Annotated in this window: 13 protein-coding genes; 5 read left to right on the forward strand and 8 right to left on the reverse strand. The window is 64.1% G+C overall.

Annotation, left to right across the window (positions count from 1 at the left end; all coding sequences use genetic code 11):
• Window positions 1-83 precede the first annotated feature (83 nt).
• Entirely contained in the window at window positions 84-848 is a 765-nt protein-coding gene (locus tag K7G82_RS06045) for a class I SAM-dependent methyltransferase (protein ID WP_222988921.1), read from the forward strand.
• Window positions 849-854: 6 nt separating this feature from the next.
• Here K7G82_RS06045 and K7G82_RS06050 read toward each other — a convergent pair whose 3' ends face one another.
• On the reverse strand, window positions 855-1,781 hold the full coding sequence (locus K7G82_RS06050) for a LysR family transcriptional regulator (RefSeq protein ID WP_222988922.1): 927 nt from the start codon (window positions 1,779-1,781) through the stop codon (window positions 855-857).
• 109 nt (window positions 1,782-1,890) lie between these two features.
• On the opposite strand from K7G82_RS06050, the gene ilvD reads away from it, so the two are divergent.
• On the forward strand, window positions 1,891-3,744 hold the full coding sequence (ilvD, locus tag K7G82_RS06055; RefSeq protein WP_222988923.1) for a dihydroxy-acid dehydratase: 1,854 nt from the start codon (window positions 1,891-1,893) through the stop codon (window positions 3,742-3,744).
• Here ilvD and K7G82_RS06060 read toward each other — a convergent pair.
• Window positions 3,675-4,601, reverse strand: coding sequence for an alpha/beta fold hydrolase (locus K7G82_RS06060; RefSeq protein ID WP_222988924.1), 927 nt, complete (start codon window positions 4,599-4,601; stop codon window positions 3,675-3,677). The genes ilvD and K7G82_RS06060 overlap by 70 nt on opposite strands.
• Before the next feature lie 151 nt (window positions 4,602-4,752).
• Here K7G82_RS06060 and K7G82_RS06065 point away from each other — a divergent pair, with 151 nt between their 5' ends.
• A complete protein-coding gene (locus tag K7G82_RS06065; protein WP_222988925.1) occupies window positions 4,753-5,139 on the forward strand; it encodes a hypothetical protein in 387 nt (128 codons plus the stop codon).
• A 105-nt stretch (window positions 5,140-5,244) separates the two neighbouring features.
• Here the strand turns inward: K7G82_RS06065 and K7G82_RS30180 are convergent, their stop codons facing one another.
• The 4 genes from K7G82_RS30180 to K7G82_RS30185 form a co-directional block, all read right to left on the reverse strand.
• Entirely contained in the window at window positions 5,245-7,137 is a 1,893-nt protein-coding gene (locus K7G82_RS30180) for an N-acyl-D-amino-acid deacylase family protein (RefSeq protein WP_222988926.1), read from the reverse strand.
• Window positions 7,138-7,293: 156 nt separating this feature from the next.
• Window positions 7,294-7,521, reverse strand: a complete 228-nt coding sequence (locus tag K7G82_RS06075; RefSeq protein WP_222988927.1) for a hypothetical protein — start codon at window positions 7,519-7,521, stop codon at window positions 7,294-7,296.
• Window positions 7,522-7,606: 85 nt separating this feature from the next.
• On the reverse strand, window positions 7,607-7,876 hold the full coding sequence (locus K7G82_RS06080; RefSeq protein WP_222988928.1) for a hypothetical protein: 270 nt from the start codon (window positions 7,874-7,876) through the stop codon (window positions 7,607-7,609).
• Between the two features lie 209 nt (window positions 7,877-8,085).
• Window positions 8,086-8,580: a helix-turn-helix domain-containing protein gene (locus tag K7G82_RS30185; protein WP_222988929.1), complete on the reverse strand. Its 495-nt coding sequence runs from the start codon at window positions 8,578-8,580 to the stop codon at window positions 8,086-8,088.
• Window positions 8,581-8,910: 330 nt separating this feature from the next.
• Here K7G82_RS30185 and K7G82_RS06090 point away from each other — a divergent pair, with 330 nt between their 5' ends.
• Window positions 8,911-10,230: a hypothetical protein gene (locus K7G82_RS06090; RefSeq protein ID WP_222988930.1), complete on the forward strand. Its 1,320-nt coding sequence runs from the start codon at window positions 8,911-8,913 to the stop codon at window positions 10,228-10,230.
• A 143-nt stretch (window positions 10,231-10,373) separates the two neighbouring features.
• On the opposite strand, the gene K7G82_RS06095 is transcribed toward K7G82_RS06090, so the two are convergent.
• Window positions 10,374-12,110: a serine hydrolase gene (locus K7G82_RS06095; protein ID WP_222988931.1), complete on the reverse strand. Its 1,737-nt coding sequence runs from the start codon at window positions 12,108-12,110 to the stop codon at window positions 10,374-10,376.
• Window positions 12,111-12,264: 154 nt separating this feature from the next.
• Entirely contained in the window at window positions 12,265-13,314 is a 1,050-nt protein-coding gene (locus K7G82_RS06100; protein ID WP_222988932.1) for a Glu/Leu/Phe/Val dehydrogenase family protein, read from the reverse strand.
• Between the two features lie 129 nt (window positions 13,315-13,443).
• Here K7G82_RS06100 and K7G82_RS06105 point away from each other — a divergent pair, with 129 nt between their 5' ends.
• A complete protein-coding gene (locus tag K7G82_RS06105) occupies window positions 13,444-13,932 on the forward strand; it encodes an Lrp/AsnC family transcriptional regulator (RefSeq protein WP_222988933.1) in 489 nt (162 codons plus the stop codon).
• Window positions 13,933-13,985 lie beyond the last annotated feature (53 nt).

Consider the following 13,985-nt stretch of genomic DNA (forward strand, 5'->3'; position numbering starts at 1 on the left):
CACACCTTGCGCCATATCCATCGGCACTATACCGGCCACACCAATGCCCGCCCGCGTGCAGCCATCCTTTTCAAGGGATAATTATGTTTCGACGCCTGTTCCCGAAATCAAGACAGCCGGTTCAAACCCGGGACACCGATCGCGACTGGGCAATCATCGGGGAAAAGGATCCCTATTTCGGCGTCATCACGAACGACAAGTTCAAACGGGAAAATCTGGACGATGCAGGCCGGGCCGAGTTCTTCCGCACCGGCAAGGAGAATATCGACTATTTCCTCGATAGGATGCGGGCCGCATTCGGCCCCTTCACGCCCCGATCCGCGCTTGATTTCGGATGCGGCGTCGGCCGCCTGACCGTACCGCTGGCGGAGATAACGGGCACGGCAACTGGCGTCGATGTATCCCAAGGCATGCTTGCCGAGGCGCGCAAACATGATCACCCGGACCTCCGCTTCGTCGAGACGATCCCGGACGAGCGGTTCGACTGGGTGGTATCGCTCATCGTGCTGCAGCATATTCCCCCAGAACGGGGTTACGAGATCATCCGGACGCTGCTGGACCGCGTGGCGCCGGACGGCGGCGCCACGATCCAGATCATGTTCGGCAGGGCAGAAGCCCATGCCAATTCCGCCGGCGCCCGCCTCATCATTGATCCCGACGATGTGCGACCCGCCCGGTCCAGGGTGAAGCCGAACATGATTCCCCGTGGCAGAATGATGATGTACGACTATGATCTTTCACGCGTTATCGGCTTGTTCTACATCAGTGGCATGAAGGATATCCGCATCGAACATTGCGATCATGGCGGCATCATCGGCGCCACCATCTATGCCCGCAAACGCAACTGAACCGGATCAAGGCGCAGGCTTGACCCTCTCCAGCGCGATCCCGACCAGCGCGCGCACCGTCGGCGTCCCGTCGGCACGGCGCCAGGCGAGGCCGGTTTCCAGCATCGGCGCGGCAGCGGGCAGCGGCAGATAGCGGACGCCGGTGCGCGCCAGGTTGCGCAGTGATGACGGCACCAGCGCCACACCCATTTCGGCCGAAACCAGGCTGATGATCGTCTGCATCTGGATCGCTCGCTGACGGATCAGCGGTTGGCGCCCCTTGGCCCGCCAGGTCTCGAGGATGAGATCGTGGAAGGTCGGCGACACATGGCGCGGGAAGATCAGCAGCGGCAGATCGAGCCACCCCTCCCCCGCCAGCCTCGGTTCGCCCTCCCTCTCCGTACGCACGGCGATCCGCCCGTCGGTGACCCAGGCTTCCGGCACCGCCGCGACCAGCGGTTCGCGCAGCAGCGGGCGATAGTCGAGTGACGCCGGCAGCGCCGCCTCGGGCGGGATCAGCAGGCCGGCATCGATCCGCCCTTCCACCAGCGCCGCGATCTGCAGGTCGCTCGTCTCCTCCGCCAGCGTCATCTCGACATGCGGAAAAGCGGCGGAATAGCGGCGCACCAGCGTCGGCAGGATACTGTAATCGGCGGAACTGACGAAGGAGAGCGTCAGCCGCCCGGCGACGCCATCGCGCAGCCGCTGCGCCGCCGCCGGCAGCGCGCCGATCGCCGCCACGGCGGGCCGCACATGATCCAGCCATTGCCGGCCCAGCGGCGTCAGCGCGACATTGCGCTTGGTGCGCGTGAACAGCGGCGCGCCCAGTTCACGCTCAAGCGCCATGATCGACTGGCTGAGCGGCGGCTGCGTCATCCCCAGCCGCTCCGCCGCGCGGCCGAAATGCAGCTCTTCCGCCAGGGCCAGGAAATGTCTGAGCTGCCGCAGGTCCATCGCAATCATTCCTATCACGACTTTATCAGAGCATATAAATATATTTCACAACCTATCATGCGAGCGGGTAAACCCACGGGCAGGGACAATCGAGGGACAGGATAGCGCGATGCCGCATTATCGTTCGCGTACGAGCACGCATGGCCGCAACATGGCGGGCGCACGCGGCCTGTGGCGCGCCACGGGCATGAAGGACGAGGATTTCGGCAAGCCGATCATCGCCATCGCCAACAGCTTCACCCAGTTCGTGCCCGGCCATGTCCATCTGAAGGACCTGGGCCAGCTCGTCGCGCGCGAGATCGAGGCGGCGGGCGGCGTCGCCAAGGAATTCAATACCATCGCGGTCGATGACGGGATCGCCATGGGGCATGACGGCATGCTCTATTCGCTGCCCAGCCGCGACCTGATCGCCGACAGCGTCGAATATATGGCCAATGCGCATTGCGCCGACGCGCTTTTGTGCATCTCCAACTGCGACAAGATCACGCCGGGCATGCTGATGGCGGCGATGCGGCTGAACATCCCTGCGATCTTCGTTTCGGGCGGCCCGATGGAAGCGGGCAAGGCCGATCTGCGCGGCAAGACGGTGGCGCTCGACCTGGTCGACGCGATGGTCGTCGCCGCCGACGAAAGCTATACCGACGAGGAAGTGAAGGTGATCGAGCGATCGGCCTGCCCCACCTGCGGCAGCTGTTCGGGCATGTTCACCGCCAATTCGATGAACTGCCTGACCGAAGCGCTGGGCCTGTCGCTGCCCGGCAACGGATCGGTGCTCGCCACCCATGCGGATCGCGAACGGTTGTTCCTGGAAGCGGGCCGCACCATCGTCGACCTCGCCAGGCGCTGGTACGAACAGGACGATGCCAGCGCGCTGCCGCGCAACATCGCCAGCTTCGCCGCGTTCGAGAATGCGATGAGCCTGGATATCGCGATGGGCGGATCGACCAACACCGTGCTCCACCTGCTCGCAGCTGCGTTCGAAGGCGGCGTCGATTTCACCATGGCCGATATCGACCGGCTCTCCCGTCGCGTGCCCTGCCTGTGCAAGGTCGCGCCCGCAAAACAGGACGTCCATATGGAGGATGTCCACCGCGCCGGCGGGATCATGGCGATCCTGGGCGAACTGGATCGCGCCGGGCTGATCGACACCAGCCTGCCCACCACGCACGCGCCCACGCTGGCCGACGCGCTCGACCGCTGGGACATCGCCCGCACCAACAGCGAAAGCGTGCGCGATTTCTTCCGCGCCGCGCCGGGCGGCGTGCGCACCACCCAGGCCTTCAGCCAGAGCAATCGCTGGCACGAACTCGACATCGATCGCCAGTCGGGCGTGATCCGCAGCGCAGAACATCCCTTCTCCAAGGATGGCGGCCTGGCGGTGCTCTCCGGCAATATCGCGCCCGAAGGCTGCATCGTGAAGACCGCGGGCGTCGATGAATCCATCCTGACCTTCCACGGCACCGCGCGCGTCTATGAAAGCCAGGACGCGGCGGTCGCGGGCATCTTGGGCAATGAGGTGAAGGCGGGCGACGTCGTCGTCATCCGCTATGAAGGTCCGAAGGGCGGCCCCGGCATGCAGGAAATGCTCTATCCCACCAGCTATCTGAAGTCGAAGGGGCTGGGCAAGGCGTGCGCGCTGATCACCGATGGCCGTTTTTCCGGCGGCACATCGGGCCTGTCGATCGGCCATGTCTCGCCCGAAGCGGCCGAAGGCGGGCTGATCGCGCTGGTCCAGACCGGCGATGCGATCGTGATCGATATCCCGAAGCGCGAGATCAGGCTCGACGTGGACGACGCCGAACTGGCGCGCCGCGACGCGGAGATGCGGGCGCGCGGCGACCGTGCCTGGAAACCGCTGGGCCGCAAGCGCAACGTCTCCGCCGCGCTCCAGGCCTATGCCGCGCTCACCACCAACGCGGCGAAGGGCGCGGTACGCGACGTGAGCCAGGTGAACCGGAGCTGATCGCCGGGGCGGCCGTCCAGAAACGCCATCATCACCGCGTTGAATGCGGCCGGCTCCTGCATCACCGCGAAATGGCTGAGGCCGCGCAACGTGATCCGGCGCGCGCCCGGAATGGTGCGCGCCAGATAAGCCGAATGCTCGGGCCTTATGACTTCGTCATGCTCGCCATCGACGATCGCCACCGGCACGCGAATGGCTACGAGATCGGCGGGCTTGTAATCGGGCTGGGTCGTCCACATCCGCTCCATCGCGGCCTGGAAATCCGCATAGGCCGCGGGGGTGGGAGAAAGGCGCGCATAATCGGCCTTCGCCCGCGCACCATAGGCGATCATCGTCGCGGCCGATCCGCCCTTCAGATCGAGGCCGCTCGCATCCATGTTCGCCCCGAAGGCGAGCACACGCTCCACGCGGGCTGGCGTCTTCATCGCCATCACCAGCCCGATGATCGCGCCATCGCTCCATCCGACGATCGGGGCCCTGCGGACATGCAGCGCATCCATCACCGCCAGCACATCCTCCGCCATCAATTCATAGGTGAAGGGGCGTGCGTCGCGCGAGCTTCGCCCATGGCCGCGACTGTCGATGACGATGACACGCCGTTTCTTCGACAGCGCCCCGATCTGGTTCGCCCAATATTCGCCATTCCCCATCCCGCCATGCAACAGGATGACGGGCGGTCCCTTGCCATGGATCGCATAATGGATCCGGGCGCCATTGATCGGCACCGAGCCGGATGCGGCGGACGCCGGCATCGCGGGCAGGTCCGGAAGCGTCTCCCAGTGCTCGGCCGCCATCGCGGCCCCCATGCCGAGCGCCGACAAAGCGAGTGCCGCCGCCATCAGAACCGACCTGATCATCGCTTCTCCCCACAATCGAGCAAAGGCTTGCATATCGGGCGATATGGGGCAACGCCCGTCAAGGGCGACGGCGACGACACGTGCTCCCCGACGATGCTTGCGGACGCGTCGATTGCTGATAGGCCCTGGCAAAGCCGACACGAGGTAGAAAATGATCGAAGCCTTCCCGATCGCCGGCCTGTTCGCGCTCGCCTGCATGCTCCAGACCGTCGATCCGCTGACCGGCGCCGCCAGCCCCGAACGCCACGCCATGTCGCTCGTCACGCGCGATGGCGAAGGATCGATCACCGGCTGGCCGGCGATCGAGGGCCAGGATCGGATCGCCGCGCTGCGGCTGGCCAATGGCGAGATCCATGTGAGAGGCCTTGGCCTGGATGGGATGCGCGGGGAACGCTGGGCCGTGCTCGAACCGGCGTCCAAAGGCCGCTTCACCATCGAGTGGTTGATGCACGATCGTCAGGCGGCCAATGGCAATCGGACGGTCGCGGTCTGGGCAAAGGGCGTCTGCGAACCGGTGGATGAAGACAGCCGCCGCTAGAGCGGACGACGCAAAAGCTGAATCGCGAAGCCTGCCCCAGCCATTTGTGATCGCATATTTTTGCAGAAAACCGGTTCCCGCTTTTCCGCACGATGCACCGGACGATCAGGGCACGGACGTCACGCCGCTGCGATCGCCGATCCGGATGGTCAGTTGCCGCCCCTTCTTCGCGGCCGCGGGATTGGCGGCATCGAGCGTGACCGTGATCGCTTCGCCATTGCTGAGCCGACCGGTGAACCCGCTCCAGCCCGGCGCGGTGAACAATGGCCCGGCACCGGAGAGGCTCAGCTTCGCGGCCGCTGACGCCAGCGCGAGCGAACCCGAGGCCAGGCGATCATTCGCCGCCTGTTTCAACGCGATCGCGCCCTTGTAGCGAACGCCGTCAATCGTGATGGCAAAGGATCGCACCGTCAGGCCGCGATCGGTGGCGCCCATCCGATATGTCGGCATGTCGCCAGCGCGGAACAACCGCCGGCCGCTCTTCGCCTCGGTCAGCTTGCCCGCCAATATGGCCGGGCGGCCGTTCACGAGCACGTTGGAAACGCCGACCGCGAACTGGGCCGGCTCGACGAAGGTCGCCTTGTCGATGATCGTCTTTGGATCGAAGACCGTCAGGTCCGCGACCATGCCCGGCGCGATCGTGCCGCGATCGACCATGCCGAGCATCCCGGCGGGCAGCGCCGTCGCCTTGCGCACCGCCTCTTCCCAGCTCAGTGCGCCGCGTTCGCGAACATAGCGGCCGAATGCGCGCGGGAACGCGCCATAGTTGCGCGGATGGACCTTGGTGGCGTTGGTGGATCCACAATCGCAGGCGATCGCGGTGTCGGGATATTGGAGGAAGGCGGTCAGATCCTCCTCCGATCCGAAGCGGAAGATGCCGAAGGGATTTTCGGTCTCGACCAGCTTGAGCACCGTTTCGGTCGCGTCGGTCGATCCGGTCTCGCGCATATAATCGGTAAGCTCCTTGCCCTTGCTGGGCAGGAACAGGCCATCGGGCCCGCCCGCGCGCGCCTTGATCGCAGCCGTCGTCTCCACCGCGATCCGCGCGCGCTGGGTAGGATCGGCGAGCCGCTTGAGCAGCGCATCCCGCCCGCCTTCCTGCGCCCAGGACGGGATGATCAGCGCCCCCAGATAGGTATTGGCATGGATATAGGGATAGATGTCCGCCGCCACATAATCGCCCGCCCGTGTGGAGGCGCGCATGGTTTCGACGACATCGCGCGCACGGCCCATTTCATTGGGCCACAGCTTGATATGGGTGATGACGGGCACCAGCCCCGCCCCCTTGCCGATCGCGATGGTCTCGTCGATCCCGGCCATCGAGCTGAAGTTCGGCGGCGTCACGCGATCGTGATTGCTGAACAGCGTGCGCCATGCGCGGGCCGGCGAGACGATCCGGATCACCTCGTCCTGTGTCGCGAAATAGGCGGGCTTGTAATCAAGCCCGGCGCCGACGCCCCATGCGCCGGCGGCGAGATTGCGCTGCACCAACTCGCGCATTTCCGCGATCTGCGCGGGCGTGGGCCGGCGTTCATCCTCGCCCACCACCGTCTGCCAGACATTGTTGAAGCCGACATAAGCGCCGAGATTGACCGCCAAACCGTTCTTCGCGAAATCGGCGAGCTGACCGACAATCTCCTCGCCGCCGACGCCGCTATAGCCGCCGTCCGCATTGATGATTTCGGTCGTCACGCCCTGACGCAGCATATTCTCCGACCGCGCCACCGCGTCGCGAATCGCGTGGCTGTGGACCGAGATGAAGCCCGGCGTGACGAACTGGCCGCGCGCGTCGATCACCGTATCGGCGGTCGCGCCGCCCAGATCGCCGATCTTCGCGATGCGATCCCCCGCCACCGCGACATCGCCCGCGAAACCCGGCTTGCCGGTGCCGTCCTGGATCGTGCCGCCACGAATGATGACATCGTAATGCGGCGCGCCGGGCGCCGCCGATGCGGCGGTGGGGAACAACAAGAAAGGAAACAGCCAGGATCGCGTCACGTCGGGGATTCTCCGCTCGAATTCGGCGACGATAGTCCGGGAAGGCAGGGACACAAGCGGAGTGGCGCAAAAGAATAAGGGAACAACGGCACGCCCGAGCTCCGGCCGTCCCGCCCTCAATTGAACGAGCGCCCGAAAATGGCGGGTCGGTTACCGTCAGTGGAATCCCGCTTTCAGCCAGGCGACGCGCTGCCTGGCCTCCGTCTCCGCCGTGTCCGCGCTGTCATAAAGCCCGCAATCGGGGCCGGCTGGCCCCCAATCGTCGCTATCCGGATCAGCGATCGCCATCGGGACCGAACGCCATTGCAGTCGATAGGCATAGACGCCATCAGACCGACGTACGATCAACACGCGCACGCTTCCGTCGGGATGTTCGATCGTCATCACAGTGCCGGCGGGATTGGTCACATCGCCATGATGAGCCTGAACCCGCGACGCCGCAACCTGACCGAACGCCAGCCCGGCTCCGTCACCAGTTCCTGTTCATGTCGTTCAGCCAGTCCGCGCCGCCGAATCTGCTGCTCGCCCAGTTCATCGCCAGCCTGGTGACGAACACCGCATCGTCCCGATCGATCAACGCGTTGAGCCCATCTCTCATCTGGTCCGGCGACCATTTGGTATCGATAAGCCAGACCGAATCCAGTTTCCGGCAATGCGTGAACTTCGCGAGGAACTGACGCACCTCCGAGTAATTCTCATCCGGAAGCTTCAAATCGCACGCAACCAAAAGAACAGACATCCGACTCTCCCTGAAGAGCAGGATTTCCTTCAATCGATACGGATGTCCAATCCAAAAAAACCCATTTTGAAGGCGTTTTTCAGGTCTTAAACCATATATTCCTGTAGGGGATCGTCCACCGATCCTGTTTCTCGCCCTGTTGGCGCGACCGCTCTCAATTCTTTCGGTATCATTCACTTTACGCCTTAAGTATCTAACCCTGCCATCGGCTATGGTGAAGCAGGCGGCATGGGTTCGGCCCGCCGCAGAAAAGCGCGCATCTTTTCGTCCGCCTCCGGGCTCAGATAGAGAAGGGTCCGGCGGGCGTCGCGCGTATCGCGCGCGCGCCGGAGCAATCCCCTGGCTTCAAGATCCTCCGCATAGCGAAGCGCCGTGTTGAGCGGCACATCGATCGACTTCGCGACCTCCGAAATCGTCAGGATCCGGCCACGCTCCGCGGCGATGAACAGGCAAAGCAGCATATCCCAGGCCGGTTCTCCGAACAGCGAACCATAGTCGGCGAAGGCCAGCTTTCTACGCTGCCGCTCGCGATGGATCTGGAGCGCGAACCGCAGGAACGGCGAAGCCTCCATGGCGGTATTGTTCATCGGTCGCCTTTCGACGGCGAAACGACCATGGCCGCCGCGCCCATGGCCGGGCGCGCGACGGAGATCGTTCTGGAGCACATGGCTCGCCGGATTGGCGCGTGCCTCGTCGCGCGGCACGGCTCGTCGGCGAGCCGGCGGAATTGGTGTCAAACGCACCTGTCCGCAACGCGTTGCGCCGCAACCTTCGGGTCAGCCCGCCAGACATGGCGGTGGTCGCAAATCCGGATTGGGCGATCGCTGCGCCACCTGCTTGCCTGGGTTCGCGCTTCGAGCCAGCCCCCGGATGCGTTTGTGAACCGGATGGCGCTGGCTCTCCTCTTGGCTTTCGAAGACCGAAACAAGAGCAGACGCCTCACCGTCCTCAAGCGCCAAAGACCATTTCCATATGATCGCGCTGTCCGTCCTCGTCCAATCATGGCAATCATGTTCGCTGGTGGGGGCAATCATGTGTTGGCGATGATCAGCGATGAACGTGCCAGCCGCTTCGGGCAAGCCGACGCGCCGGAGACAGATAGGCCCCACCATGATGGGCCCGGCCTGTCCGCAGGCGCTTGCCGCCCTTCCGCGCAGGCGATCGCGCTTGCGGAAGCTTTCTTGTTGGATTTCTGGGGCAAGCCCGCGATCGACACGCTGACCGTGACAGCGCTCAGGCCGTTGTCGCTGGAGTTCGTTCCCGAGCTTCTCGACAACATCCGCAGATCGGGGCGCAAATGCTGGTGGCACAAGGATGGCTGGATCGATCATCAATGGCTGGGGCTTGTGCTTGCGGCACACCGCCTTGGTTATCTCGAATGCGGCAATGGTCGGGATTTCAGCCGGATCCGGGCCACACCAGCCTTTCTTGCATTGGCGGCGCGGCACGACATCTCGCCGCAGAACGCCCGGCTTCACTTTCCCCCCACCAAGATCCGGGAGAAGGTATCCGAGCAGGGCCCGCTCTACGTGAAGGAAGCGCGCCGGTCGGGACACGGCATCCGCATCGGCGGCGCCATTGCGATCGACAACCAGGAAGAGACCGCCAGGCGGCTTATAATCGGGATCGATAAATTTTCGGAGTTTCTTGGCGAACAGCGCGTCGAACCCTTTGGAGCAACCTCGTTCGAGCGCACATTCTTCCAGTTGGAAGGGGAGCCCCTGCAATGGGATCGGGGAGGTCGCATCGCGGCGCAAGGTGCCCGGAACTTCCAGCAGGCCAGTGCGCGCGCCAGACGCAGAATAACGATCAATGGCGAAAGCATCGTTGAAATAGACGTAGTCGCGTGCGGGCTCAGCATAGCGCATGCGCTGACCGGGACGCCGATAGACCTTTCCGTCGATCCTTATGTGTTTGACGGCCTTCCGAGGAAGCTCATCAAAGCGTTCATCGTGGAAAAGTTCGGGCCGCACGGGCTGCCACGCGCCTGGAGATGGGAAATCGCCCGTGAATTGCGCTTCAGGAACGAGAAGGCCCTGCAGGAAGCATATCCGATCAAAAGCGTCAGGCGGAAGATCAGGCAGCGCTTTCCGTTGTTATCCGACCCTGTCGACTGGACGAAAATCCAGTTCCTGGAAAGCCAAGCGCTTTGGACGACGATCACCACGCTCGCATTCGACCATGGCATTCCCGCCCTGCCCGTGCACGACAGCATCATCATCCCGGTATCGCAGGTCGATCTCGCCGGTGATGTCCTGAGCCGCTGCTTCCGCTCCATTGTCGGATGCTCACCGAGGTTGCGATTTTCCGCGGCGAATATGCACGCGCTGGAGGAGCAGATTCATACAGCATAGAATGACTTGCAGTTCGATGCTCCCATCAACCCGCAAATCGATCCGGTAGGCCGCGCGTTTCAGATTTCGCGCGGCCCGCGCCGATCAACCCAAGCCATGGCAGCCACCACCGGATCGAACCCGGCGGCGGCCGTCCTTGTCGATCAGGGCAGCGGCCCGTTGAGGCGGCGCAGCGCGACATGGCGGACGCGGCCGGCATGGATCTTCAGCCCGCTGACCTTGCCCTGGGCATCGCGATCGAAGGCGACCGCGCCGAGCGTCCAGGACGGGGATTCGAAGCGATCCGCCACCACGGCCTTCAGCGAGACCGGATCGGGCATCCAGATCGAACGGACCGACAGATGATCCCCTTCAACCGCGATCGTATAGGTCGCGTCGAGTTCGTCGCTGTAATAATTGCCGGCATAATCCGCGAGCGCCGCGGCCGATGGCGTGGCCAAGGTGATCCTGTCGAAACGCGTGACGCGCGATTCATCGGGCGACACCTGCTCGATCGCGGTGATGGTGCCGTTCGCGCCCTTGACCGTGGTGAAATAACTGCGCACCGGCGGGCCGGAATCGAAGCTGCCATTGGCGCGCTGCGTCATCTTGGTCGGCTTGCCATAGCCGCCGTCGAGATAAAGCCCGTCGGTGCGCGCCTCCAGCTTGAGCGTATGCGCATATTGATTGAAATAGGTGCCGGCGAGCGGCGCGGGATTGGGTTTCTTGTCGATGGCGGGAACGGCGGGCGCCGGCACCTTGGGCAGATAGAGATCCGCAATCGCCGCGACGCGCGCGGTAAGGTCCAGCCCGAAATTCTTGCCCGCCGCGTCGAAGGGCGTGTTGGCGGTGATCGCCACCGCGAAATCCTGCCCCGGATAATAGACGAAGATCGCACGGAAACCGGCATCGGCGCCCGAATGGGTGATCACCTCGCGTCCGCCGATCTTCGTGCGCTGGAGCGCGAAGCCATAGGTGATCGGCTTTCCGTCCGAAAGCGTGCCGTTGGTCGTCACCTGATCGATCAGCGCGCGATCGCCCACCACCGGATTGGTGAAGTTGCCCGCCCATTTTGCGAGGTCCTCGACGGTGGTGAACAGGCTGGTCGCACCGGCATTGTCGTAGTTGAGCAGTTCGCGCTTCCACGGCTTGTCCGGGTTTTCCCGATTATAGGATTGCGCGCGGCCGGGCACGATCTCGTCGACATCGTCGAAGAAGAAGGTCTTGCTCATGCCCAGCGGCTTGAAGATCCGTTCCTCGGTGAACTGGCGCAGCGTCTGCCCGCTCACCGCGTGCACAATTTCCGCGAGCAGCGTGTAGCCGGTGTTGGAATAGGTATATTCGCTGCCGGGCTTGAAGTTCAGCGCCCGCTGGCGCGACACCATGTTGACGACCTGCTTCTGGCGCAGGCGATTGTCCATATCCTGCCCGCCCAGCACGAACAGCGACCATTGGTCGCGCAGGCCGCTCGTATGATGGATCAGGTGATTGACCGTGATGACCTCCCCGAAATCGGGGACATAGGGCAGGTAGCGCCGGATATCGGCATTGAGATCAACCTTGCCGTCGCGCGCCAGCAGCGCGATCGCGAAGGCCGCGAATTCCTTGGAAACGCTCGCGACATGGAATTGCGTCTGCGGCGTGATCGGGCGGCCATCCTCCATGTCGGCGATGCCATAGCCCTTGGCGTAGACGAGCTTGCCCTTGCTGTAGACGCCCAGCGCCGCGCCCGGATCGCCGGCCCCGATGCTCGAGAACAGCGCATCGACGGCAGCTTCGCGCCCGGCCTCCAGCGCCTCCGCCGCCGCGGGGCTGGCGGATTGCGCCAGCGCCGGCGAAGCGACGGACGCCATGAGCGCGGCGAAAAACAGCGGGCATTGCAGGGTCTTGGCAAGGCGCATGGACGATCTCGCGATGATTTGGGGAAACAGAAAATCGATTTCATATCATGAAAATCGATTCGTCCAACCGGTCGGCCGAGATTTTCGTTGCCGATCGGCAACAAGGCGGCATCGCCCCCGCGACAGGCCCGGTTTCGCGCGCTGCTCGCCGCGCTTATCGACCGATCAATTCCCGGCCGAGCGCCATCGCGGTTGCCTCCGGCGTTTCGCCGGCGCGATCGGCGCGGTCGAAGATATCGAGCAGCCGTGTCTCGATATCGGCGAGCCGGTCTTCGATCGGCCGGGTTACCCGGATGTTCCGCCCCGGCATCGCCGCGATTTCCTCCGCCGCGCCGATCACGCCACCGGCATTGATCACGAAATCGGGCGCATAGAGAATACCGCGCGCGCGGAGCGCGGCCCCGGCATCGGCGGTCGCGAGCTGGTTGTTGGCGGCCCCCGCGATCGCGCGGACGCGCAGCCCCGCCACCGTCACGGAATCGAATAGCCCACCCAGCGCACACGGCGCCAATATATCGGCCTCGACGCCCAGTATCGCGTCGGGCGCCACCGTTTCGGCGTTCAGTGCCACGCGTGCGCGTTCGAGCCGGTCCGCGTCGATATCGGTCACGGTCAGACGGGCGCCCGCCTGCGCCAGCCCCTCCGCCAGCCGCCAGCCGACATTGCCCAGCCCCTGCACCGCGACGTGCACGCCCTGAAGATCGTCGCGGTCCAGTGCGCGTTTCACGACGCCGCGCAGGCCGTTGAACACCCCGGTGGCGGTATGGATCGACGGATCGCCCGCCCCCGCGCTCTCGGTACCGCCGACATAGGGTGAAACCGTGCGGATGATCTCGCAATCCGCGACCGAAAAGCCGACATCCTCCCCGGTCGCGAACTGGCCGTTCAGCCGGTTCAGCACCCCGCCATAGGCCAGCAGTTGCTCGCGCGTGCGCGGCCGCGCGGGATCGCGCAGCATCACCGCCTTGCCCCCGCCCATCGCAACCCCGGCAAGCGCGCTTTTGTACGACATGGCGCGCGACAGACGCAGCGCATCCGCGACGGCATCGCCATCGCTGGCATAGTGCCAATAGCGCGTTCCTCCGCAGGCCGGCCCCAGATGGGTGGAATGGATCGCGACCACCACGCGCAAACCGGTTTCGCGATCGGTGAACAGACAGGTCTGCTCGTGATCATCGAATTCGGGCAAATCCCAATAGCGCATCTTCAATCCCCTCCGGCAACTTCGGACGCAATGATGAGATGGAATCCAAGGTTTTTGATTGCGATTTTCGCCCTGAAAACTAGAATTTTGAGCATCTGCCACACCCATTCGCAGCCTTTTTGGTGAATCATGCCCGACATTGATCTCGATGGTTTCGATCGGCGGATCCTGACCGAACTCCAGCGCAACGGACGGCTGACCAATCTGGACCTGGCCGAGCTGATCGGCCTTTCCCCCTCCCCCTGCCTCCGCCGCGTCAAGCGCCTGGAGCAGGACGGTTATATCACCGGCTACAGTGCGCGGATCGACGAGCGGAAGGTGGGTCTGGGGCTGACCTGCTTCGTTTCGGTGAAGATGGAGCGCCACCGGGAGGAGGATGCCGAGCAACTGAAATCGGCGATCGGCGGCATCCGCGAAATCATCTCATGCTTCGTCACCTCGGGCGAGTACGACATGCTGCTCCAGATCGTCGTGCCCGATCTCGACAGTTTTCGCCGGCTGATGATGACGACGCTGATCAAATTGCCCGGCGTGCGCGATTTCCGGACCAGCTTCGCGATCGACACGATCAAGGATGGCGTGCCGCTGCCGCTGCACCACCTGCCCGATCCGCGATAGGCCGATCGACTTTCAACCCATATTGGCAACCCATATTGCCAACCCATACCGGC

Source organism: Sphingomonas colocasiae, assembly GCF_019880585.1.
Taxonomy (GTDB): Bacteria; Pseudomonadota; Alphaproteobacteria; order Sphingomonadales; family Sphingomonadaceae; genus Sphingobium_A; species Sphingobium_A colocasiae.